Genomic DNA, 22,187 nt, shown 5'->3' with positions numbered 1-22,187 from the left:
GGCAGTTATATAAAGCGTGGAGGAGTGGTTTGTATGCTTAGATTAATGAAGCTCGAGTGGAAAAAACATCAATTATCTAGTTACTTTAAAAGTGTAGCAATTTGTATTATAGCAATTTTCGCTGTAGTAAGCCTTATGGCATTGGGAATGAAAGCTGAGGGAGACATGCTTTTCTCTGACTTCACACAGAACATGGCTTTAGCAAATATTTTTATTAGGATAACATTCATTATTTTTAGTTCGATCATTTTATCGCGTTTAGTAATTGATGAGTATAAGAACAAAACGATCCAACTATCATTTATGTATCCGCTGCAAAGGAAAATGCTAATGAGGGCGAAATTAACAATTGTTTTTTGTTTTTGTTTTGTGAGCACGATTGTCGCTACTTTCATTATTAGTTTGCTCGTATATTTTGTGAGTCCAATGATGGGGTTGATTGAAACACCTGCTACGATAGGCGAAATAATAGCTATCGTTCCAGCTACTATTATAAGTGCATTTATGATATCTGGTATAAGTTTAATTCCTTTATTTTTTGGAATGAGAAAGAAATCGACACCGACAACGATTACTTCAGCAGTAATAATTGGCATGCTGATTAGTGGTAACGTTGGGCCTGAAAGCAATCAAGTAAGTATGTTTGATTTTATAGCTATCCCAATTGTGCTCTGTTTATTAGGGATTTTCATTAGTTATCTATCGTTTCGTAAAATCGACAAGATCGATGTGGCGTGAAGCAAGCCTAAAACAAAAACGAACTGGGGTATGAATGGTGAAAAAAATAATAGTAATTGCAATATTATTTTTGACAATTGCTAGTGTGGTCTTTGGTTTTAAGGTATTTCAGGGGAAAGATTTTAAGAAAGAAAAGTCTTTTGAGATAAATCATATAAAAGAAATAGAAGTGGATAATGAAAACTGGGATATTGAGTTGAAAAGTACAGACGCTAACAAAATAGTAATTTCGGCTCAAGGCCAACAATTAGATAAAGAGATAGATCCCGTCGAAATAGAACATGAAGGAAATAAAGTTGTGATTAAGCAAAAGCAAAAAATGAACAGATTCTTTAATGGTTTTACGTTTAGAAAGAAAAACAGTATATCTATAGCTATTCCGAAGAAAGAAATAGATAGAATTGTATTAAATAATAAATCGGGTGATGTGAAAATAAGGGATATAGAAGTGAAAAATATCGTGACAAAAAGTAAGTCTGGAGATGAAATGATTGTAGGACTATCGGCAGATAAGGGTGAATTCACATCCGAAAGTGGAGATTTAATGTTAAAAGATAGTTCGTTACAAGAAGTAAATATAACTTCTACTACTGGCGATAATTATGTGAAAAATATAAAAAACGAAAATATGAACATCACTTCAACATCCGGTGAAGTATTACTGAAAGATATGAAAGAAGGAAAATCGTTATTTGTAGAAACAAAATCAGGAGATATTGGCGTAAGATATAAAGGTGTTCCAGCTTCATTGAAACTTACGGCTAAAAGTAATTCGTCTGACGTAATGATAGATTTAAAAGGACTTAAGAAAGATAAAAATACAGAAAAGATAAAAGAAGGAACTATTGGTGATGCAAAAAACAAAGTGGAGATTTTAAGTAAAACAGGGGTAATTTATATCGATTAAATTTTAAATGGAAGGAGGACGATCATGCATGCTACGTCTTATGAAGCTAGAAATGAAGAAGTTTAAGCTTGGATGGTATGTAAGGGGAGTGATTATTGCAAATATCGCTATACTGGCATTATTGATCTCTATGAGCATTATTTCTCAAATAGAAGGAGATCCAGAAATAAGAGATCCGCAGATGATTTTGTTAGCGGCTAGTACATTAGTAAGAGCAACATTTCTTATTTTTGGTAGTGTGTTAATCTCAAGATTAATAATTAGTGAATATAAAAATAAAACAATACTACTTATGTTTTCTTATCCAATTAACCGAAAGAAAATGATGATTAGTAAGTTGGCTATTACAGCAATATTAACATTTATAACGGTCATTTTATCTAATCTTTTAGTAGTAGGAGTGTTTTTGGGGATAGATAACTATTTCTCAATTCTTCCTAATCCACTTACAGTAGATCAATTGATGCAAGAAGGAATAAAATTGGTTCCTTTAGCTATTGCAACTGCGGGAATGAGTTTAATCCCATTATATTTCGGAATGCGTAAACGTTCAGTGCCAACTACAATTGTTTCATCCCTTATCGTTGTAGCAATTGCAATTAATAACACTCCTATGTTTTCTACAGCAACTTTTCTTCCCCTTCAACTAGCACTTGCAGCAATTGGAGGTGTGATTGCATATTACGGAATTAAAAATATAGAGAAGGAAGATGTATTATAAAGTTTCACATGAAACAAGTTACAGAAAAAGACAAGATGTGTAAACACCTTGTCTTTTTTTTGTAGTTACATTTTAGGAGCTTCCATTCCAGCCGCAGCCCATTCTTCTTTTGCAGGACCATATATGCCAGGGACTGTTAAGCCAGCTTGTCGCATTAAAACTGTCATTTGTCCACGATGGTGATTTTGATGATTAATAAGTGTCATTAAAAATATAGAATTCGGCATAGGACGACCAAAGAAGTCGTTAATAGTAGCTAAGTCTTTATCAGTCCATTTATTTTGAAGTGTTTCAACGAAAGCCGCGTTCACTTTACGGTATTCATCTGCAATTGTTTTTGCAGAAGTTGGAACAGGATAATCTTTTGTTTCTCCTTCAAACTTTAGCCCTGTGCCAGATAGTATAACAGGAATTGCCGTCACGATATGCCAAGCAACCCTGCCTAACGTCCAGTGCCCAGGTGCGATTTCTTGTGACAAAGATTCATCTGTTAATGCATCGAGCATCTTTTGAGTAGACTCAGCCTCGTATGTCCATGATTGCAAGAAGCCTTTAAGTGTTTGATACATTGTTATCCCCCCTAGTTATGTTCATAGGTTAAATTCGTGAAAAAAAGATAGTTTCCTTTAGGCTTATGAGAATGAATTAAAAAAGAGGCTTCTCACATAAGAAGCCTCTTTTTTAATTAACCTTCTTCCCGCTCTTCCTCATCAACCATAAGAAATAAGGTGCTCCAAGTACAGCAACGACGAGACCAGAAGGGATTTCTTTCGGGTATGCAATTGTTCGTCCGAGTAAATCAGCAATGGAAAGAAGGATTGCTCCAAATAGTGCGGAGCAAACGAATAATCTTTGATGATTCATACCAACGACGATTCGGGCTAAGTGAGGTGCAACAAGACCTAGAAAGGCAATCGTACCGACAGCTGCGATATTTACAGATGCAAGTAGTGTTGCTAACAGAATTAGAGCTAGGCGTGTTTTATTTACTTGTTGCCCGAGCCCCGTTGCTAAATCGTCTCCAAGTACGAGAACATCAAGTTGTTTTATTAAGAAAAAGATAATGAGTACGAGAATAAGTGATGGATATAGAATGATATTTTCTAAGTGATTCCATCCTCTTGCATACGTACTACCAGATAGCCATGTTAAGGCAGCTGCGACGTTCAAATTTGCTCTAACAATAAAGATTTGAATAATCGCTGAGCCGAGAGCTGAAATACCGATTCCTATTAAAGCAAGGGCTGTTGGGCTAAATCCTGATTTCCATGAGAAAAAGAGGACAATTCCAACTGCAAGTAATCCGCCGATAAATGCACCAATTGGTAGGAAGAAACCAGGAAGTGCGGGAAAGACATACATAATAGTTAAAGCACCAACACCAGCTCCCGATGAAATACCAATGATAGAAGGGTCGGCGAGTGGGTTTCGTAATATGCCTTGGAAAACAAGCCCGCTTATTGCAAGGCATGCGCCAGCAATAGCAGCAACGAGCATTCTTGGTAAACGAAGGTTCATCATCATGTTTTTGTCAAATTGTGTTAATTGACTGGATATAACATTTGTAATGCTTTCGATATAAGCGTTACTACCAATAGTAACACCAAGAGCAATCGTCACAATACAAAGTGTGATAGATATAATGATTACCTTTTTATAAGAGTAATAGCGGGAGCTAGCTCCCGCTGCATTCGCTCCGTTATCATTCATATATTGTTTCGATTTCATCATTCGATACACTAAATAAATAAGCCAAGGTGATCCAATCATTGCCGTGACTGCTCCAACAGGAAGTTCTGCACCGGTTGGATCTATTAATCTACCAGCAACATCTGCTCCAAGTAATAATACTGCTCCCCATAAGAAAGAAGAGAGAAGAAGAGTAAAGTGTTGACGGTAGCCAATAAGGCGCATTAAATGTGGTGCAACTAAGCCGACAAATCCAATTGGTCCAACGACAGTAACAATTACTGCTGTTAAAAAGATTGCGGCAATGAAGGCGATAAGACGTGTTACTGCTGTTTTTTCACCAAGAGAAACAGCAACATCATCACCAAGTAAGAGAATGTTGAGTTTACGAGATATAACTAGTAAAACTAGGAAAGAAATAATGATAAATGGAAAAGCGAATTGAACGCCATCCCAGTTATTTTGAATAAGAGATCCAGCTCCCCATAAAAATAAACCTGCAGTTTCATTTTCATAGAAAAGCTGCATCGTTCCAGTAAAGGCAGAAAGCATTAATGTAACGACCATACCAGCTAGTGCCATTCTAAGTGGGGTTCCCTTTTTTCCACCAGAAATACGGTACACAAATAAAGCAGTAATAGCACCACCGATAAATGTGAAAAGAAGTGAATGAATTTGCAGACCTTTCGGTAAGAAAATTGTAGCCGCTACTAGAAAGAAATATGCGCCAGAGTGAATACCCATTGTACTGGATTCAGCAAGTGGGTTTTTCGTTAACGTTTGTAAAATAACCCCAGATGCAGCAAGGGCACCTCCAGCTAAAATGGCAATTACTGCTCTAGGTAATCGAAGCATAATTAAAGTTTGGTGCTCTAGCGATTGATTCGGTGAGATAAGAGCATCAATAATCATACTATAGGAAATGTTTGCTTGACCTTGTCCGATGTGAATAAAGAAAAGGAGGAGCAAGAGAGATGCTCCTCCTCCGAATACAAGACTTGCTCGAAGTGTATGTTGTAAGCTATTCATCGTGTAATCACTTCTTCGCTGTCATTACATCTGCTACTTGTGTTGCTAAAGATTTTGCAGACTCAGGACCACCGAAAATCCAAGTGTCGCCTTTTAATTTATACATTTTGTCTTCTTTTTTGAAATTTAATCCTTCCCAAGCAGGGTTCCCTTTTAGTTGCGTGTCAAAAATGTTATCATCATCCGCTACAATGTAAATGAAGTTTGAATCTTGTACACTTTGTAATGATTCTACAGTTGTTTGTTTGAAACCATCTGGCTCAGATTTTCCAGCTTCAAATGTATTTGTTAAACCTAATTTTTTTGTAACTTGTAAAGCTGTAGAATTGTCAGTTAAGATACGGAATGTTGGTACGTTTTTAGCTGTAAATGCTTGTACCATTGCGATGTTTTTATCTTTTAAGTTTGCTTTTTCAATTTTTGCTTTTGCATCAGCGAATGCTTTATCCATATCAGCTAATACTTTTTTACCTTCTTCTTCTTTTCCAACTGCTTTTGCGATTTGTTTAAATGTTTCTGTCATCTCAGCAAAGTGATCGTTATTGCTTGTTGATGGATCAAACATAACTGTTGGTGCAATTTGCTCTAATTCATTTTTAATAGCTTTACTACGGAATGAAGCTGTGATAATTAAATCGGGTTTTAGACGGCTAATTTCTTCTAAGTTTGGTTGTTGACGTGTCCCTACATCTACAACATCTTTACCTGGTTTTGTTGCTGTATTTACCCATTTATTATAATTCTTAATGTCTGCCATCCCTACTGGCTGAACACCAAGCGCTAATAAGTCTTCTGAATATACCCACTCAAGTACAACAACTTTTTTCGCTGGTTTATCTAACTTTGTTTCCCCTTCAGCGTGTTTAATTGTTATAGCTTGTTTCTTATCGTCTGTCTTTGTTTCTTTTTTCTCCTCTTTTTGCTGTCCGCATCCAACAGCGAATAGAAGAACTACCATGAAAATACTGAGAATTTTCTTCATCTTCTGCCCCCAAATAAGTTTTTGTTTACAACTGAAAATCATTATCATTTGCAACACCAAAATCATACTATGAGGGTATTTTTAATGTCAATATTTTTTTAAAATTTTGACGAAAAATAGCATATTATGCGAATTTATATATATCGTAGTTGTTAATTATGGAGAATTTAAATGGGAGCTTGGTTGTGTAAGAAAGCGTAATATGTATGGTTAATAATCAGTGGAGATGGGGCGAAAGTACAAGCAAAAGGAGAGTAAATTGCATGTAATAATTATTAGAATGTACGGAGTAAAGTTGTTCTGTGTTATTTGATAGATGTTTTTTTATTTGTTGCCTATATTTAAAAGATTGAATTTGAAGGAAGGGATCAACATGTATTCATGGAGCAATAATTTAAATGGATATTGTGGGTGTAATAATCAAAATGGTGTACATGTTGATTCATGCTGTTTTAGCTGCGATGGGACAGTTCCTAAGGTTGGCCCAACAGGGGCGACGGGAGCAACAGGTGACACAGGCCCAACAGGTCCAACGGGAGTAACAGGTGACACAGGCCCAACAGGGGCGACGGGAGCAACAGGTGACACAGGTCCAACAGGAGCGACGGGAATAACAGGAGCAACAGGTCCAACCGGTGCAACGGGAATAACAGGAACAACAGGTTCAACCGGTGCAACGGGAATAACAGGAGCAACAGGTTCAACCGGTGCAACGGGAATAACAGGAGCAACAGGTCCAACCGGTGAAACAGGAGCAACTGGCACAAGTATAACGGCAACATACGCGTTTGCAAATAATACGTCGGGTTCAGCGATATCGGTACTTCTCGGTGGAACAAATGTCCCACTTCCAAACAATCAGAATATCGGTCCAGGAATTACTGTATCTGGGGGAAACACGGTATTTACGGTTGCAAATGCAGGGAATTACTATATTTCATATACAATTAATATAACGGCTTCGTTATTAGTCAGTTCGAGAATTACAATTAATGGTGCACCGCTTGCTGGAACGATTAATTCTCCCGCATTAGCAACTACATCATTTAGTGCAACAATTATTACGACCCTTGCGGCTGGAAGCGCCATTAGTTTGCAACTATTCGGTTTGTTAGCTGTTGCAACATTATCAACGACTACACCAGGAGCTGTGTTAACGATAATAAGGTTAAGTTAAATAATAACTCTCTTATTCTTTTAAGATTAGGAGAGTTTGTACATATAATAAGAAGTTAATGGAGTGAAGCATAGTTATATAAAAGTCAGAATATTATGATTGTAACGTTATGGAGACTATAATATAATGAACACAACCATCATGAATGAACATTCATTTATTTTTTATGTATTTGAAGGGGGAATGAAGGTGGAAAAACCATGGTTGAAAAGTTATCCAGAGGAAATTCCAAGTACGATTTCTTATGATATTCAGCCGCTTCATAGATATGTAGAACAGATGGCTTATCGCTATCCAGAAAAGAAAGCGCTTCACTTTTTGGGGAAGGATATTACATTTTCGGACTTCCATGATAAGGTGAAGAGGTTTGCAAATTATCTTCAAAAGCTCGGTGTGGAAAAAGGTGATCGAGTTGCTATTATGTTGCCGAATTGTCCGCAGGCTGTAATTGGTTATTACGGTACATTACTTGCGGGAGGTATCGTAGTACAAACAAATCCATTGTATACAGAAAGAGAATTAGAATACCAGCTGCATGATTCGGGAGCAAAAGTAATTCTTTGTCTCGATTTAGTATTTCCAAGAGTAACGAATGTTCAATCTGCTACAAAAATTGAGCATATTATCGTAACTCGTATTGCTGACTTTTTACCATTCCCTAAAAATCTATTGTATCCATTCGTGCAGAAAAAACAGTCGAATTTAGTTGTGAAAGTATCAGAGAGTGAAACGATTCACCTTTGGAATTCAGTAGAAAAAGAAGTGAATACGGATGTTGAAGTGCCGTGTGATCCAGAAAATGATTTAGCTCTTTTACAGTATACAGGAGGAACAACTGGATTTCCGAAAGGCGTTATGTTAACGCATAAAAACCTCGTATCCAACACGTTGATGGGGATTCATTGGTTATATAATTGTAAAGAAGGAGAAGAAGTCGTTCTTGGGGTTCTTCCATTTTTCCACGTGTACGGTATGACGGCTGTTATGAATTTGAGTGTTATGCAAGGATACAAAATGGTTCTTATTCCAAAGTTTGATATGAAAATGGTTTTTGAAGCGATTAAGAAGCATAAAGTGACATTGTTTCCAGGGGCACCAACTATTTATATCGCTCTTTTAAATAGCCCGCTTTTAAAAGGATACGATATTTCGTCTATTCGTGCTTGTATTAGTGGCTCAGCACCACTGCCAGTAGAAGTACAGGAAAATTTTGAAACAGTTACAGGTGGTAAATTAGTAGAGGGATATGGTTTAACAGAATCATCTCCGGTTACACATAGTAATTTTTTATGGGAAAAGCGAGTGCCAGGTAGCATTGGGGTTCCATGGCCAGATACAGAAGCAATGATTATGTCGCTTGAAACTGGAGAGGCATTACCACCAGGAGAAATTGGTGAAATTGTAGTAAAAGGTCCTCAAATTATGAAGGGGTATTGGAATAAGCCAGAAGAAACAGCCGCTGTATTACAAGATGGATGGCTCCATACAGGGGATGTTGGTTACATGGATGAAGATGGCTTCTTCTATGTGAAAGATCGTAAGAAAGATATGATTGTTGCGAGTGGATTTAATGTATATCCTCGTGAAGTAGAAGAGGTATTATATGAGCATGAAAAAGTGCAAGAAGTAGTGACGATTGGTGTTCCCGATCCGTACCGGGGAGAGACAGTTAAAGCATTTGTTGTGTTAAAAGAAGGTGCGGAGTGCTCTGAGGAAGAATTAAATCAGTTTGCGCGTAAATATTTAGCTGCCTATAAAGTGCCGAAAGTATATGAGTTTAGAGATGAACTGCCGAAAACGACAGTCGGGAAAATTTTACGTCGTGTCTTAATAGATGAAGAGAAAAGAAAGAGTGAGGATGAGCAAACGGGCTAAGGCCCTTTCTTTTTGAAAAAATAGGATTGACACTTTTCTAAATAGTCAGTATTATAAGAATATGAATGACTATTCATTCAGTCATCTTCTTGAAGGGGACAGTAAAGTGAAGAAAAATAGACCGAAATACAATCAAATTATTGATGCGGCAGTCATTGTGATTGCGGAGAATGGGTACCACCAAGCGCAAGTTTCTAAAATAGCAAAGCAAGCTGGGGTAGCTGATGGCACGATTTATTTATATTTTAAAAATAAAGAAGATATATTAATATCCTTATTCCAAGAGAAGATGGGAGAATTTGTCGAAACAATTCGTCAAAAAACAGCAGGAATTGAAAGCGCTGTATCGAAGTTATTCATGTTGGTAGAAACGCACTTCTTACTGTTGTCGCAAAATGATCCTCTTGCTATCGTTACGCAATTAGAGCTAAGACAGTCCAATCAAGACTTACGCCTGAAAATAAATGAAGTATTAAAAGGCTACTTACAAGTTATGGATGAGATTTTAGAGACAGGTATAAAGCAAGGTGAATTCCAAGCGGATTTAAATGTTCGCGTGGCAAGACAAATGATCTTTGGAACAGTAGATGAAGTTGTGACCAATTGGGTAATGAGCGATCATAAGTATGATCTGGTCGCACTTTCAAAAACGGTACACGGGCTACTTATTGCAGCTTGTGGTTATCGTCAATAATGGGAGGGATCATGTTGAAATTCCTATCTGTAAGAGTTGAAGATCATATCGCGGTGGCGACGTTAAATCATGCGCCAGCCAACGCGATGTCTTCACAAGTTATGCATGACGTTACTGAATTAATTGATCAAGTGGAGAAGGATGATAACATTCGTGTTGTCGTTATTCACGGTGAAGGGCGCTTCTTCTCGGCGGGAGCAGATATTAAAGAATTTACATCTGTTACTGAAGCGAAGCAAGCGACTGAATTAGCGCAGCTTGGACAAGTTACGTTTGAGCACGTTGAAAAATGTTCAAAACCAGTTATCGCGGCAATTCATGGAGCGGCACTTGGCGGCGGCCTTGAGTTTGCTATGTCTTGCCACATGCGCTTTGCAACTGAAAGTGCAAAACTTGGTTTACCTGAATTAACACTTGGATTAATTCCTGGATTTGCAGGTACACAGCGATTACCGCGTTATGTTGGGAAAGCGAAAGCTTGTGAAATGATGTTAACAAGTACACCGATTACTGGTGCAGAAGCATTAAAATGGGGACTAGTTAACGGAGTTTTTGCTGAAGAAACATTTTTAGATGATACGCTTAAAGTTGCAAAACAGATTGCTGGAAAAAGCCCAGCGACGACTCGTGCTGTACTAGAGTTATTGCAAACGACGAAATCGTCTCATTATTATGAAGGTGTACAACGCGAAGCTCAAATTTTTGGTGAAGTATTTACGAGTGAAGATGGAAGAGAAGGTGTAGCAGCGTTTTTAGAAAAACGTAAGCCTTCATTTAGCGGCAGGTAGTTCAATTATTTTTTTAATATAAATTAACAGAAAATTAAAATTGATAGAATCTTTCTGAAAAACAAGGGGGTAAATGGAATGAACATCTACGTACTCATGAAACGAACATTTGATACAGAAGAAAAAATCGTAATTAAAAACGGTGCAATTTACGATGGCGAAGCGGAATTCATCATCAACCCTTACGATGAATATGCAATTGAAGAAGCAATTCAAGTAAGAGACGCACAAGGTGGAGAAGTTACTGTCGTAACAGTTGGTGGCGAAGATAGTGAGAAAGAACTTCGTACGGCGTTAGCGATGGGCTGCGATAAAGCGGTATTAATTAATATTGAAGATGATGTAGAAAATGGTGACCAGTTCACGACAGCAAAAGTGCTTGCTGAATATTTAAAAGATAAAGATGTAGATTTAATTTTAGGCGGAAACGTTGCAATTGATGGTGCATCTGGACAAGTAGGTCCACGTGTAGCTGAAGCGTTAAATATTCCGTACGTAACGACAATTACAAAACTTGAAATTGACGGTACAAACGTGAAGATTGAACGTGATGTTGAAGGTGATACAGAAGTGATTGAAACTTCATTACCAGTTTTAGTAACAGCACAGCAAGGTTTGAATGAACCGCGCTACCCATCGCTTCCAGGTATTATGAAGGCGAAGAAAAAGCCACTAGAAGAATTAGAATTAGATGATTTAGATTTAGAAGAAGATGATGTGGAAGCAAAGACAAAAACAATTGAAATCTATTTGCCTCCTAAGAAAGATGCAGGAAAAGTGTTACAAGGCGAGCTGCAAGATCAAGTAAAAGAACTTGTATCGTTGCTCCATACAGAAGCGAAAGTAATCTAATAAAATACGAAATTATATATGCAGGAGGGAAAATCTATGGCTCGTAAAGTATTAGTAATGGGTGAAGTTCGTGATGGATCGCTACGTAACGTTTCGTTTGAAGCGGTAGCAGCAGCAAAAACAATTGCAGAAGGCGGTGAAGTAGTAGGTCTTCTAGTTGGAGACAGCGTTGCCTCTTTTGCAAATGAATTGATTCATTACGGTGCAGATCGCGTTGTGACAGTTGAAAATGATAAATTAAAATCATATACATCTGACGGTTATGCACAAGCGTTTTTAGCTGTATATGCTGAAGAAAATCCAGAAGGTATTGTATTTGGACATACAGCACTTGGTAAAGATTTATCTCCAAAATTAGCAGCGAAGCTTGAAGCTGGTCTAGTTTCTGACGTAACTGCTTTAGAAGTTGAAGGTGGAAATGTTATCTTCACTCGTCCAATTTACTCTGGTAAAGCGTTTGAGAAGAAGATTGTAACAGACGGCATCTTATTTGCGACAGTGCGTCCAAATAACATTGCAACGCTTGAAAAAGATGAGTCTCGCAGTGGTGATGTGTCTTCTATTACAGTAGATGTGAAAGATCTACGTACAATCATTCAAGATGTCGTCCGTAAGACAGCAGAAGGTGTTGACCTTTCTGAAGCGAAAGTTATTATCGCTGGCGGACGCGGTGTGAAGAGTGAAGAAGGATTCAAGCCATTAAAAGAGTTAGCTGACGTATTAGGCGGCGCTGTTGGAGCATCTCGTGGTGCTTGTGACGCTGAGTATTGCGATTACTCATTACAAATTGGTCAAACTGGTAAAGTTGTTACGCCAGACTTATACATTGCATGCGGTATTTCTGGTGCAATTCAGCATTTAGCTGGTATGTCTAACTCAAAAATAATCGTTGCGATTAATAAAGACCCAGAAGCAAGTATCTTCAAAGTAGCTGACTATGGTATTGTTGGCGATCTATTTGAAGTCGTACCTCTTTTAACAGAAGAGTTTAAAAAGTTAAAAGTACATTCATGATTTGAGTACCCTTGAGTTCCAAGTGAAGTACCCCTATATATAGAAAAAGGTGAGAGATCCCCTGTCTCTCATCTTTTTAGTATTTTATCCGTATTTTTATATAGTATAAAGGAACACTTTTTTGTTACAATACATAACGATACATATTATTCGCCACGTATATAAGTTAATGATATACTCTTGGTAGAATATACTTGAAGGAGGAAATAAAATGGCAATTGTAAACGCAAATGACCAAAGCTTCGCAGCTGAAACTAGCGAAGGTGTTGTATTATTAGATTTCTGGGCACCTTGGTGTGGACCTTGTAAAATGATCGCTCCTGTATTAGAGGAAATTGATGCAGAACTAGGCGAAAAAGTAAAAGTAGTAAAAGTAGACGTGGATGAAAACCAAGAAACTGCTCGTCAATTCGAAGTAATGAGCATTCCAGCTCTTTTCGTATTAAAAGACGGTAAAGTAGTTGATCAAGCGTTAGGTTACAAACCGAAAGAAGCGTTAGTAGAATTAGTTTCTAAACACTTCTAAAATAAAGGGCTACCATTTGGTAGCTTTTTTTATTTTCCTTTTTTACACCTTTCCGTTACAATAAAAGAACGTATGTTGGGTGTTTTGGCATAGTATGTTTTCAAGTGAAAATAAAAATGCTAAGCATGTAGAAATGGAGGGTAACGAGTGCACGAACATTTAAAGGAAAAATTGGCTATTTTACCAGATCAACCTGGTTGTTATTTAATGAAAGATAAGCAAGGAACGGTTATATATGTCGGAAAGGCAAAAGTACTTAAAAATCGTGTGCGCTCGTACTTTACTGGTTCACATGATGGAAAAACACTTCGGCTTGTAGGAGAAATTGTAGATTTTGAATATATTGTAACCTCCTCAAATCTAGAGGCTCTTATTTTAGAGTTAAACTTAATAAAAAAACATGATCCAAAATATAATATTCAATTAAAAGATGATAAAACATATCCTTTTATTAAAATTACGGCTGAGAAACAGCCGCGATTACTCATTACGCGAAACGTAAAAAAGGATAAGGGAAAATATTTTGGTCCTTATCCGAATGCACAATCAGCTCATGAAACGAAAAAACTGCTAGATCGTATGTATCCGCTTCGTAAGTGCTCAAATATGCCCGATAAAGTTTGTTTATATTATCATATGGGGCAATGTTTAGCACCTTGTGTGAAAGAAGTGACGGAAGAACAAAACAAAGAAATTGTAGATGAAATTATTAAGTTTTTAAATGGTGGACATAAAGAAGTTCGTTCAGAATTAGAAACAAAGATGTATGAAGCTTCAGAGAAACTAGAATTTGAACGTGCAAAAGAGTTGCGCGATCAAATTGCGCATATCGATGCGATTATGGAAAAACAAAAGATGATTATGAGTGATTTAGTGGATCGTGATGTATTTGGCTATGCAGTTGATAAAGGTTGGATGTGTGTTCAAGTTTTCTTCGTTCGAAAAGGAAAGTTAATTGAACGTGATGTTTCTATGTTTCCAATCTACGATGAACCAGAAGAGGGATTTTTAACGTTTATCGGTCAATTTTATGAAAACAGTAGTCATTTTAAACCGAAGGAAATTGTCGTTCCAGGAAGTATCGATTCAGAATTAGTAGAGCGCTTTTTAGAAGTGGAAGCGACGCAGCCGAAACGTGGTAAGAAAAAAGATCTTGTAGAATTGGCAAATAAAAATGCGAAGATTGCTCTTGAGGAAAAATTCTATTTAATTGAACGTGATGAAGAGCGAACGATTAAAGCGGTAGAGAATTTAGGGAAGCAGCTTGGGATTGAAACACCTTATCGTATTGAAGCGTTTGATAACTCAAATATTCAAGGGACAAATCCTGTTTCGGCAATGATTGCTTTTATTGATGGGAAACCGGCTAAGAAAGAATATAGGAAATATAAAATTAAAACGGTGCAAGGACCAGATGATTATGAGTCTATGAGAGAAGTTGTGAGACGTCGTTATACAAGGGCGCTGAAAGAGAGTTTACCTTTACCAGACTTAATCATTATTGATGGCGGAAAAGGCCATTTGGCAGCTGTAAGTGATGTTCTAGAAAATGAACTCGGTTTATACATTCCGATGGCAGGGCTTGTAAAAGATGACAAACATAAAACATCCCATTTAATTATTGGAGATCCACCTGAACCTGTGATGCTGGAGAGAAATAGCCAAGAATTTTATTTATTGCAGCGTATTCAAGATGAAGTGCATCGATTTGCAATTACATTCCATCGTCAATTACACGGAAAATCTGTCATTCAATCGGCACTCGATGATATTCCTGGAATTGGAGATAAACGAAAAAAGATATTGCTGAAACATTTTGGGTCGCTAAAAAAGATGAAAGAAGCTTCTGTAACAGAATTTGTCGAAGCAGGTATGCCGAAAAATGTCGCAGAGACGATTTATACTTATTTAGCGGATAAGAAGACGTTGTAGTTTACAACGTCTTCTATTTTCTGGTATAATTTCTGAATATTTAAAATAAAGATAACTGAATGAAAATACAAAAAAGTCAACTAAACTTATATGTCTAGTTGACTGTAGGTCATGCTACACTTCAATGAGATCTTTTATATCCCATTTCACAAGAAATGTAATAGAGTCTGAACGTTTTTTCTTTTCTTCATAGGACTCTGCAACGACGTTTCGTTGCTTTTGAATTTGTTCAGCGATGAATCCAGCTTCTAATTGATAAGAAGAATGTCTTTTTTGTTTTTGACGTTCAACAATGAGTGTGCCTTTAAGTTGGAACTGCATTTCACGACGCTTATGTTCAATAATGCTTAAAGTGCCCCAGCCAGCTTTTTCAAAGAACTGAATGACTTCTTCAATTGTTTCTAGTGGATATTTTCTTGCAAGATTTCTACCGGACCAGTACAAAATCCCATCTAAATCGTTACCGATTAAATCAGGTAGTAATTCTTCACGTAGCAATTCATAAGCGAAGGCGTTCAATGAAACATCTTCTAAAGATGTTGTATCGATTGTATTTTTACTCACAATATTCCCCTCTTTCTATAGGGATTATTATATAACATTTCTCATTTATAAAAACAGATTTTTCTTTAGGAAAATCTGAATATATAAGAAGAAAAAAAGAATTGGCAAATTATATGCAAATTATGTATACGTTTTCTTGACGCTTCGACAAAAATAGGAGTAAAATGAACTTGGTATCAAATTATGCTGAAATATTTCGAATAATTTTTTCAGTTTTTCTTATGCCAATAGTGAAAAAACATTATTGCCATAAACTAATCTGAAAACAGCAGTCAATCACTCAAGGGGGGTAATGGGGACATGAAAGGCCGCGAGTATACGTTTCGTAAGTGGCACTCATTAATGGGGGTCATCCCGGTTGGTGTCTTTTTGACGCAACATTTAATTGTAAACAACTTTGCAACACGAGGAGCAGAGGCTTTTAACAAAGCTGCAGGCTTTATGGAGCTCCTTCCATTCCGGTATGCGCTAGAAATTTTCATTATCTTTTTACCAATACTGTACCATGCTATATATGGCTTATATATTGCATTTACAGCTAAGAACAATGCGGTTTCTTACGGTTATTTCCGTAACTGGATGTTCGTCTTCCAAAGAATTTCAGGTATCGTTACGCTGATTTTCATTTCTTGGCATGTCTGGGAAACTCGTATTCAAGCAATGTTAGGTAAAGAGGTAAACTATGATATGATGGCAGATATTTTAAACAATCCAGCTATGTTTGCATTCTACTTAGTTGGTGTTGTTTCAACAATTTTCCACTTTGCAAATGGACTATGGACATTCTGCATCAGCTGGGGAATTACAGTATCTCCACGTTCACAAAGAATCTCTACTTATGTAACATTAGCTATTTTCTTAGGTCTATCTTATGTAGGTGTGAGTGCATTATTAGCGTTCATCGATCCACAGCTAGCAAACCAGTAAGGAGTGGGAGAGCATGAAAGGGAAACTTATAGTAGTCGGCGGTGGCTTGGCTGGCTTAATGGCAACGATTAAAGCGGCGGAAGCAGGAGTAAATGTTGAACTGTTCTCTTTAGTACCAGTAAAACGTTCGCATTCTGTATGTGCCCAAGGTGGAATTAACGGTGCCGTAAATACGAAAGGTGAAGGGGATTCTCCATGGATCCACTTTGACGATACAATTTATGGTGGGGACTTCTTAGCGAACCAACCACCAGTTAAAGCAATGTGTGAAGCAGCACCTGGTATCATTCATTTAATGGACCGTATGGGTGTTATGTTCAACCGTACGGAAGAAGGACTTCTTGATTTCCGTCGTTTTGGTGGAACACAACATCACCGTACAGCATTTGCTGGTGCAACAACTGGACAGCAATTACTATACGCATTAGATGAGCAAGTACGTCGTCATGAAGTAGCAGGACTTGTAACGAAATATGAAGGTTGGGATTTCTTACGAGCTGTTGTTGATGATGAAGGTGTGTGCCGAGGAATCGTTGCACAAGACTTACAAACTATGGAGATTAAAAGTTTCCAAGCTGATGCCGTGATTATGGCAACAGGGGGCCCTGGTATCATCTTTGGAAAATCAACTAACTCTATTATTAATACAGGTACAGCAGCTTCTGCTGTATATCAACAAGGCGCATATTATGCAAACGGTGAGTTCATTCAAATTCACCCAACGGCAATTCCTGGAGACGATAAATTACGTCTTATGAGTGAATCAGCACGTGGTGAAGGTGGACGTGTTTGGACATATAAAGATGGTAAACCATGGTACTTCTTAGAAGAAAAATATCCGGCTTACGGAAACCTTGTACCTCGTGATATTGCAACGCGTGAAATCTTTGATGTTTGCGTAGAGCAAAAACTAGGTATTAACGGTGAAAACATGGTGTACTTAGATCTTTCTCATAAAGATCCGAAAGAACTAGATATTAAACTTGGTGGAATTATTGAAATCTATGAGAAGTTTACAGGAGATGATCCTCGTAAACTACCAATGAAAATCTTCCCAGCTGTTCACTATTCTATGGGTGGACTATGGGTTGATTATAAGCAGATGACAAGCATTCCAGGTTTATTTGCAGCAGGTGAGTGTGATTATTCTATGCACGGTGGTAACCGCCTTGGTGCGAACTCACTATTATCAGCAATTTACGGTGGTATGGTAGCAGGACCAAATGCAATTGAATATATGAAAGGTCTTACTAAATCATCAGATGCTGTTTCATCTACTGTGTATGAACAAAATGAATTGATCGAAACAGAGAAATTTAACAATATTTTAACGCTCGATGGTAACGAAAATGCGTATGTTCTTCATAAAGAGCTTGGAGAATGGATGACAGATAACGTTACAGTAGTTCGTGAAAATAAAAAGTTATTAGAAACAGATGCAAAAATTGAAGAGTTAATGGCTCGTTACAAACGTATTAACATTAACGATACAGCAAGATGGAGTAACCAAGGTGCTTCATTTACACGCCAACTTGCAAATATGTTTGAGTTAGCACGTGTTATTACAATTGGAGCGTATAACCGTAATGAGAGCCGCGGGGCACATTACAAACCTGAATTCCCAAATCGTGATGATGCAAACTTCTTAAAAACTACGATGGCGAAATTTGAAGGGGAAGGAAATGCACCAGCATTCCATTACGAAGACGTGGATGTTTCATTAATTAAACCACGTAAACGTGACTATTCTTCAAAACATGATGTAGCTGCTAAGGGTGAAGAGAAGGGGGATAAACAACATGTCTGAGAAAACAATCCGCCTCATCATTACGAGACAAGACGGGCCAGACGCACAAGCGTTTGATCAGGAGTTTGAAATTCCGTATCGTCCAAATATGAATATTATTTCGGCGCTTATGGAAATTCGTCGTAATCCTGTTGATTCAAAAGGAAACGACACGACTCCGATTGCATGGGATATGAACTGTTTAGAGGAAGTATGTGGCGCATGTTCGATGGTGATTAACGGAAAACCACGTCAATCATGTACAGCGCTTATCGATCAATTAGAACAACCAATTCGCTTAAAGCCGATGAAGACATTCCCAGTTGTTCGTGACTTACAAGTTGACCGTAGTCGCATGTTTAATGCTCTAAAACGCGTTAAAGCTTGGATTCCAATTGATGGTACGTATGACCTAGGACCAGGACCAAGAATGCCAGAGAAGAAACGTCAATGGGCTTATGAACTTTCAAAATGTATGACATGTGGTGTTTGCTTAGAATCATGTCCAAACGTAAATAGTAAATCTGACTTTATTGGACCAGCACCGTTATCACAAGCACGTTTGTTCAACTCACATCCAACGGGTGAAATGCATAAAGCAGATCGCTTACGTGCAATTATGGGTGATGGAGGACTTGCAAACTGTGGTAACTCTCAAAACTGTGTGCAATCATGTCCGAAGGGTATTCCATTAACAACTTCAATTGCGGCATTAAACCGTGATACAACAATTCAATCGTTCAAAGATTTCTTTGGTAGCGACAATAACTATTAATAAATATTGCCTCTTCATGTTGAAGAGGCAATATTTATAACTTTATTTTTCTGTTTATTCTGTTTATTATAAGGGTAAAAAGGAGATGGATTAATGAAGAGGATTTCTTATATTGAAGAATTTGAGCAATGGGAAAGTGGTTTTTCATTTTACAATCCTGTAAAAGTTCGTTTTGGTGAAGTAGATATGTTTGGGCATGTAAATAATGTCGTTGCCTTTACCTACTTTGAAGAAGCGCGTATCGCATTATTTAAAGAACTTGGATTTATGCAAGAATGGACGCATGAATCTTCAGAAACGATGATTGTTGTTGCGGATTTACAGTGTAATTTTATTAAGCAAATATATTTTGATGAACAGTTGAAGGTGTATGTAAAAGCGGGATCGGTTGGGAATTCTTCTTTAGATTTGCATTATATGGTGAAGAATGCAGAAGGAGAAGTTTGTTTAGTTGGCCGTGGAATGATGGTGCAAGCATCGAAAAGAACGGGAAAAGGCGAACCGTGGCCTGAAGAGTGGAAGAAAAAATTACTACAATAATAGAGTGAAAGAAAAATAAGAGAGCAATTCGCTCTCTTATTTTTTGTCTTCCATTGCTTCTTCTAATGTTAAATGATGTTTATATATGTATGTAGCGTATGGATTTCCCACGTAGCGCAAATGCCACGGTTCATATGAATATTCTGTTGTTTCTGTTTTATCTTCTAAATAACGAATGACAAAGCCAAATTCATGGGCGTGTTTTGCAACCCATTTTCCTTCGGCTGTCTCTCCAAAAAGAGGCTCTAATTGGAATTTAGCAGATTTTGAACTAATATCCATTGCTAAACCAGTTTGATGTTCACTTGTACCAGGAATGGCGCTTACTGAATCAGCTTCAGCTTTTCCTTGACGTCTAACGTATGTATCATGTAATGATTTTTGGCGCTTGTATGAACGATAACCAGATACAGCTGTAAGTTCCAGTCCTTCTTTCTTTGCCGCTTCAAACATATTTTCAAGCGCATCTGCAGCATCTTTACGCAGCAATGTTTTTTCTTTATCTTTTGGACTAGTAAATGGTACGTTTGGTCTCGTTAAGTCTTCAGGTATGTATCCGTCTGGTAGTTTTCGATGTTTATTAACTAATACAAGATTAGACTCTGGATTTGTTACAACGGAAAAATCATTGTCTAGCTTCTTTGCATTATGATCAGCTTTTGGAAAAGCAGGAATCTCTTCTTTTTGGTGATTACTATGCTGTTGACTTTCGATAGCTTTCGCCTCATTTTGTAGTGGTGATTTAGAACTAAAGTAAGCGAAAGAAGTGATACCGATTACAATAGTAGTGGCAGAAATAATGATTATCTTTTTCATGATACCTTGTAATCACAGTCCTTTCTTAATAAAATATGTATCGTTTTTTATTATAAGTCTAGTTTACTGAAAAAGAAATATAAGAGTCGTAACGTAATAGAAATGCAAAGAAAATGTCAGAAAATGTGTGAAATTGTAGTATTTTTTCATATAATTCATTTCTTATCTTTCATGAAATTCATTTTTTATGTAATATATATACATAAGAAGATGTAGCGATTATCGAGAATGAAGAACTTCTTGTATAGACTAGGAGTGAATGGGAATGGATTTTGCAACAATTATTGGACTCATTTTAGGATTTGTAGCAGTGGTAGTAGGGATGGTCGTCAAGGGCGCTGACGTAACAGCCTTATTGAATCCTGCCGCAGCATTAATTATTTTTATCGGTACATTAGCTGCAGTATGTATAGCATTTCCGATGAATCAACTAAAAAGGGTTCCGAAATTATTTAAAGTTCTTTTTGGTTCAAATAAAAAGGATTTAAGTTATGAACAGTTGCTAGAATTGTTTGTTCATTGGACATCAGAAAGTAGAAAATACGGTATTTTGTCTTTAGAGCAACAATTAGACAAAATTCAAGATGAATTTCTTTTGCGTGGTATGAAATTTGTGATTGATGGCGTATCCGCAGAAGATTTAGAGCAGATTTTAGAAGCTGAATTAGAAGCAATTGAAGAAAGGCATGCAAAAGGAGCGGCAATTTTTTCACAAGCTGGTACATATGCACCGACATTAGGGGTTTTAGGTGCTGTTATCGGTCTTGTAGCTGCACTTGGTAATTTAACTGATATTGAAAAGTTAGGACATGCTATTTCAGGTGCATTTATTGCAACGATTTTTGGTATTTTTTCAGGTTATGTATTATGGCATCCATTTGCAAATAAGTTAAAACAAAAATCTGCAGCTGAAATCGAGAAAAAACGTTTAATTATTGATTGTTTATTAATGTTACAAGAGGGTACATATCCGTTTATTATGAAGAACCGCATTTTAGGTGCACTTTCTGCAACTGAGCGTAAAAAGCTTGAAAAAGGGGCAGAAAAAAATGCGGAGTAAAAAAAATAGAAGAAGTAAGAAGAAAAAGCATGATGAACATATCGATGAAACTTGGTTAATCCCTTATTCTGATATGTTAACGTTGTTATTTGCATTGTTCATCGTTTTATTTGCGATGAGTAGTATAGATGCTGCGAAGTTCAAACAGATGGCAGTAGCGTTTCGAAGTGAACTAGCAGGTGGAACAGGAAATAAAGAGTTTTTAAGTGATCAAAAGCCGAATGAAGAGAAAGAGTTATCAGCAAGTAGTTTAGAGTCTGAGAAGATTAAAAAGAGTGCGGAAGCTGAAGTAAAGCAACAAGAAATGAACGAATTAAAAGCGGTACAAAAAGGTATCGATAAGTATATTGAGGAAAATAGATTATCTTCTTCTTTTAAAACGGATTTAACAGAAAAAGGATTAAAGGTAACGATATTAGAAAATGTACTATTTGATTCTGGGAAAGCGGACGTGAAATTAGAGTCGCTAAGTATTGCGAAAGAAATGTCTAATTTACTTGTTTCAGCATCACCTCGGGAAATTACGGTATCTGGACATACAGATAATGTTCCTATTGCAAATGCGCAATTTGCATCGAATTGGGAATTAAGTACGCAGCGGGCAGTTAATTTTATGCAAGTATTACTGCAAAATAAAGAATTACAGCCAGGGAAATTTAGTGCAGTAGGTTACGGAGAATACCGTTCAATTGCCCCAAATGATACGCAAGAAGGAAAGGCGAAAAATAGACGTGTTGAAGTGTTTATTTTACCTTTAACGAGAAATATGCAATAAAGAGGATGGCACATGCCATC

At 37.1% G+C, this 22,187-nt stretch carries 22 protein-coding genes; 17 read left to right on the top strand and 5 right to left on the bottom strand.

The features are described from left to right. The first annotated feature begins 33 nt into the window (after positions 1-33). From ACUXEY_RS06930 to ACUXEY_RS06920, 3 genes are read left to right on the top strand one after another with little or no spacing between them, the layout of a single operon-like run. On the top strand, positions 34-738 hold the full coding sequence (locus ACUXEY_RS06930; protein ID WP_461300356.1) for an ABC transporter permease: 705 nt from the start codon (positions 34-36) through the stop codon (positions 736-738). A 34-nt stretch (positions 739-772) separates the two neighbouring features. After that, on the top strand, positions 773-1,645 hold the full coding sequence (locus ACUXEY_RS06925) for a DUF4097 family beta strand repeat-containing protein (RefSeq protein WP_461300355.1): 873 nt from the start codon (positions 773-775) through the stop codon (positions 1,643-1,645). A gap of 28 nt (positions 1,646-1,673) precedes the next feature. Continuing rightward, entirely contained in the window at positions 1,674-2,366 is a 693-nt protein-coding gene (locus ACUXEY_RS06920; RefSeq protein WP_166702950.1) for an ABC transporter permease, read from the top strand. Positions 2,367-2,431: 65 nt separating this feature from the next. On the opposite strand, the gene ACUXEY_RS06915 is transcribed toward ACUXEY_RS06920, so the two are convergent. The 3 genes from ACUXEY_RS06915 to ACUXEY_RS06905 all read right to left on the bottom strand — a co-directional run bounded on the left by ACUXEY_RS06915 (position 2,432) and on the right by ACUXEY_RS06905 (position 6,066). Further along, positions 2,432-2,935 (bottom strand): DinB family protein, encoded by a 504-nt coding sequence (locus ACUXEY_RS06915; protein WP_144650119.1) that lies wholly within the window; start codon positions 2,933-2,935, stop codon positions 2,432-2,434. 112 nt (positions 2,936-3,047) lie between these two features. Then, positions 3,048-5,084, bottom strand: a complete 2,037-nt coding sequence (fhuB, locus tag ACUXEY_RS06910; RefSeq protein ID WP_461300354.1) for a Fe(3+)-hydroxamate ABC transporter permease FhuB — start codon at positions 5,082-5,084, stop codon at positions 3,048-3,050. Positions 5,085-5,091: 7 nt separating this feature from the next. After that, positions 5,092-6,066: an ABC transporter substrate-binding protein gene (locus ACUXEY_RS06905; protein WP_429600495.1), complete on the bottom strand. Its 975-nt coding sequence runs from the start codon at positions 6,064-6,066 to the stop codon at positions 5,092-5,094. 373 nt (positions 6,067-6,439) lie between these two features. Between ACUXEY_RS06905 and ACUXEY_RS06900 the strand changes: the two genes are divergently transcribed. The 8 genes from ACUXEY_RS06900 to uvrC all read left to right on the top strand — a co-directional run bounded on the left by ACUXEY_RS06900 (position 6,440) and on the right by uvrC (position 14,924). Beyond that, positions 6,440-7,243 carry a BclA C-terminal domain-containing protein gene (locus ACUXEY_RS06900; protein WP_461300353.1) on the top strand — a complete coding sequence of 268 codons (804 nt, stop codon included), beginning with the start codon at positions 6,440-6,442 and terminating at the stop codon, positions 7,241-7,243. Between the two features lie 189 nt (positions 7,244-7,432). After that, entirely contained in the window at positions 7,433-9,118 is a 1,686-nt protein-coding gene (locus ACUXEY_RS06895) for a long-chain-fatty-acid--CoA ligase (protein ID WP_461300352.1), read from the top strand. 106 nt (positions 9,119-9,224) lie between these two features. After that, entirely contained in the window at positions 9,225-9,812 is a 588-nt protein-coding gene (locus ACUXEY_RS06890; RefSeq protein ID WP_000742223.1) for a TetR/AcrR family transcriptional regulator, read from the top strand. 11 nt (positions 9,813-9,823) lie between these two features. After that, on the top strand, positions 9,824-10,600 hold the full coding sequence (locus ACUXEY_RS06885) for an enoyl-CoA hydratase (RefSeq protein WP_461300351.1): 777 nt from the start codon (positions 9,824-9,826) through the stop codon (positions 10,598-10,600). Between the two features lie 78 nt (positions 10,601-10,678). Further along, positions 10,679-11,452: an electron transfer flavoprotein subunit beta gene (etfB, locus tag ACUXEY_RS06880; RefSeq protein ID WP_048531528.1), complete on the top strand. Its 774-nt coding sequence runs from the start codon at positions 10,679-10,681 to the stop codon at positions 11,450-11,452. Positions 11,453-11,488: 36 nt separating this feature from the next. Beyond that, positions 11,489-12,466: an electron transfer flavoprotein subunit alpha gene (etfA, locus tag ACUXEY_RS06875; RefSeq protein WP_000101965.1), complete on the top strand. Its 978-nt coding sequence runs from the start codon at positions 11,489-11,491 to the stop codon at positions 12,464-12,466. A 211-nt stretch (positions 12,467-12,677) separates the two neighbouring features. Next, positions 12,678-12,992, top strand: coding sequence for a thioredoxin (gene trxA, locus ACUXEY_RS06870; RefSeq protein ID WP_001018943.1), 315 nt, complete (start codon positions 12,678-12,680; stop codon positions 12,990-12,992). Between the two features lie 147 nt (positions 12,993-13,139). Beyond that, on the top strand, positions 13,140-14,924 hold the full coding sequence (gene uvrC / locus ACUXEY_RS06865; protein WP_098344603.1) for an excinuclease ABC subunit C: 1,785 nt from the start codon (positions 13,140-13,142) through the stop codon (positions 14,922-14,924). Positions 14,925-15,038: 114 nt separating this feature from the next. Here the strand turns inward: uvrC and ACUXEY_RS06860 are convergent, their stop codons facing one another. Further along, entirely contained in the window at positions 15,039-15,488 is a 450-nt protein-coding gene (locus ACUXEY_RS06860; protein ID WP_048531521.1) for a YslB family protein, read from the bottom strand. Positions 15,489-15,788: 300 nt separating this feature from the next. On the opposite strand from ACUXEY_RS06860, the gene sdhC reads away from it, so the two are divergent. The 4 genes from sdhC (at position 15,789) to ACUXEY_RS06840 (ending at position 19,516) form a co-directional block, all read left to right on the top strand. Then, complete coding sequence (gene sdhC / locus ACUXEY_RS06855) at positions 15,789-16,415, top strand: succinate dehydrogenase cytochrome B558 (protein ID WP_000678354.1); 627 nt, start codon at positions 15,789-15,791, stop codon at positions 16,413-16,415. Positions 16,416-16,428: 13 nt separating this feature from the next. Next, on the top strand, positions 16,429-18,222 hold the full coding sequence (gene sdhA / locus ACUXEY_RS06850) for a succinate dehydrogenase flavoprotein subunit (RefSeq protein ID WP_048531519.1): 1,794 nt from the start codon (positions 16,429-16,431) through the stop codon (positions 18,220-18,222). Further along, positions 18,215-18,976, top strand: a complete 762-nt coding sequence (sdhB, locus tag ACUXEY_RS06845) for a succinate dehydrogenase iron-sulfur subunit (protein ID WP_048531517.1) — start codon at positions 18,215-18,217, stop codon at positions 18,974-18,976. Before sdhA ends, sdhB begins: the two co-directional genes overlap by 8 nt. Positions 18,977-19,069: 93 nt before the next feature. After that, positions 19,070-19,516 (top strand): acyl-CoA thioesterase, encoded by a 447-nt coding sequence (locus ACUXEY_RS06840; RefSeq protein WP_461300350.1) that lies wholly within the window; start codon positions 19,070-19,072, stop codon positions 19,514-19,516. A gap of 36 nt (positions 19,517-19,552) precedes the next feature. Here ACUXEY_RS06840 and ACUXEY_RS06835 read toward each other — a convergent pair whose 3' ends face one another. Next, complete coding sequence (locus tag ACUXEY_RS06835; RefSeq protein WP_166702940.1) at positions 19,553-20,332, bottom strand: M15 family metallopeptidase; 780 nt, start codon at positions 20,330-20,332, stop codon at positions 19,553-19,555. Between the two features lie 265 nt (positions 20,333-20,597). Between ACUXEY_RS06835 and motA the strand changes: the two genes are divergently transcribed. Further along, positions 20,598-21,392 (top strand): flagellar motor stator protein MotA, encoded by a 795-nt coding sequence (gene motA, locus ACUXEY_RS06830; protein WP_087957104.1) that lies wholly within the window; start codon positions 20,598-20,600, stop codon positions 21,390-21,392. Continuing rightward, complete coding sequence (gene motB, locus ACUXEY_RS06825) at positions 21,382-22,167, top strand: flagellar motor protein MotB (protein ID WP_429600476.1); 786 nt, start codon at positions 21,382-21,384, stop codon at positions 22,165-22,167. The genes motA and motB overlap by 11 nt, the downstream gene beginning before the upstream one ends. The last annotated feature ends 20 nt before the right edge of the window (positions 22,168-22,187 follow it).

Source organism: Bacillus sp. F9_6S_D1_P_5 (assembly GCF_054823925.1).
The sequence above is the reverse complement of the archived record's forward strand: the minus strand, read 5'-3'. Positions and strand labels throughout refer to the sequence as shown.

Bases quoted from the DNA above. Each gene is read 5' to 3' on its own strand.
- ACUXEY_RS06930 (WP_461300356.1), top strand. From the start codon at position 34: ATGCTTAGATTAATGAAGCTCGAGTGGAAAAAACATCAATTATCTAGT.
- ACUXEY_RS06925 (WP_461300355.1), top strand. From the start codon at position 773: ATGGTGAAAAAAATAATAGTAATTGCAATATTATTTTTGACAATTGCT.
- ACUXEY_RS06920 (WP_166702950.1), top strand. From the start codon at position 1,674: ATGCTACGTCTTATGAAGCTAGAAATGAAGAAGTTTAAGCTTGGATGG.
- ACUXEY_RS06915 (WP_144650119.1), bottom strand. From the start codon at position 2,935: ATGTATCAAACACTTAAAGGCTTCTTGCAATCATGGACATACGAGGCT.
- fhuB (WP_461300354.1), bottom strand. From the start codon at position 5,084: ATGAATAGCTTACAACATACACTTCGAGCAAGTCTTGTATTCGGAGGA.
- ACUXEY_RS06905 (WP_429600495.1), bottom strand. From the start codon at position 6,066: ATGAAGAAAATTCTCAGTATTTTCATGGTAGTTCTTCTATTCGCTGTT.
- ACUXEY_RS06900 (WP_461300353.1), top strand. From the start codon at position 6,440: ATGTATTCATGGAGCAATAATTTAAATGGATATTGTGGGTGTAATAAT.
- ACUXEY_RS06885 (WP_461300351.1), top strand. From the start codon at position 9,824: ATGTTGAAATTCCTATCTGTAAGAGTTGAAGATCATATCGCGGTGGCG.
- etfB (WP_048531528.1), top strand. From the start codon at position 10,679: ATGAACATCTACGTACTCATGAAACGAACATTTGATACAGAAGAAAAA.
- etfA (WP_000101965.1), top strand. From the start codon at position 11,489: ATGGCTCGTAAAGTATTAGTAATGGGTGAAGTTCGTGATGGATCGCTA.
- trxA (WP_001018943.1), top strand. From the start codon at position 12,678: ATGGCAATTGTAAACGCAAATGACCAAAGCTTCGCAGCTGAAACTAGC.
- sdhC (WP_000678354.1), top strand. From the start codon at position 15,789: ATGAAAGGCCGCGAGTATACGTTTCGTAAGTGGCACTCATTAATGGGG.
- sdhA (WP_048531519.1), top strand. From the start codon at position 16,429: ATGAAAGGGAAACTTATAGTAGTCGGCGGTGGCTTGGCTGGCTTAATG.
- sdhB (WP_048531517.1), top strand. From the start codon at position 18,215: ATGTCTGAGAAAACAATCCGCCTCATCATTACGAGACAAGACGGGCCA.
- ACUXEY_RS06840 (WP_461300350.1), top strand. From the start codon at position 19,070: ATGAAGAGGATTTCTTATATTGAAGAATTTGAGCAATGGGAAAGTGGT.
- ACUXEY_RS06835 (WP_166702940.1), bottom strand. From the start codon at position 20,332: ATGAAAAAGATAATCATTATTTCTGCCACTACTATTGTAATCGGTATC.
- motA (WP_087957104.1), top strand. From the start codon at position 20,598: ATGGATTTTGCAACAATTATTGGACTCATTTTAGGATTTGTAGCAGTG.
- motB (WP_429600476.1), top strand. From the start codon at position 21,382: ATGCGGAGTAAAAAAAATAGAAGAAGTAAGAAGAAAAAGCATGATGAA.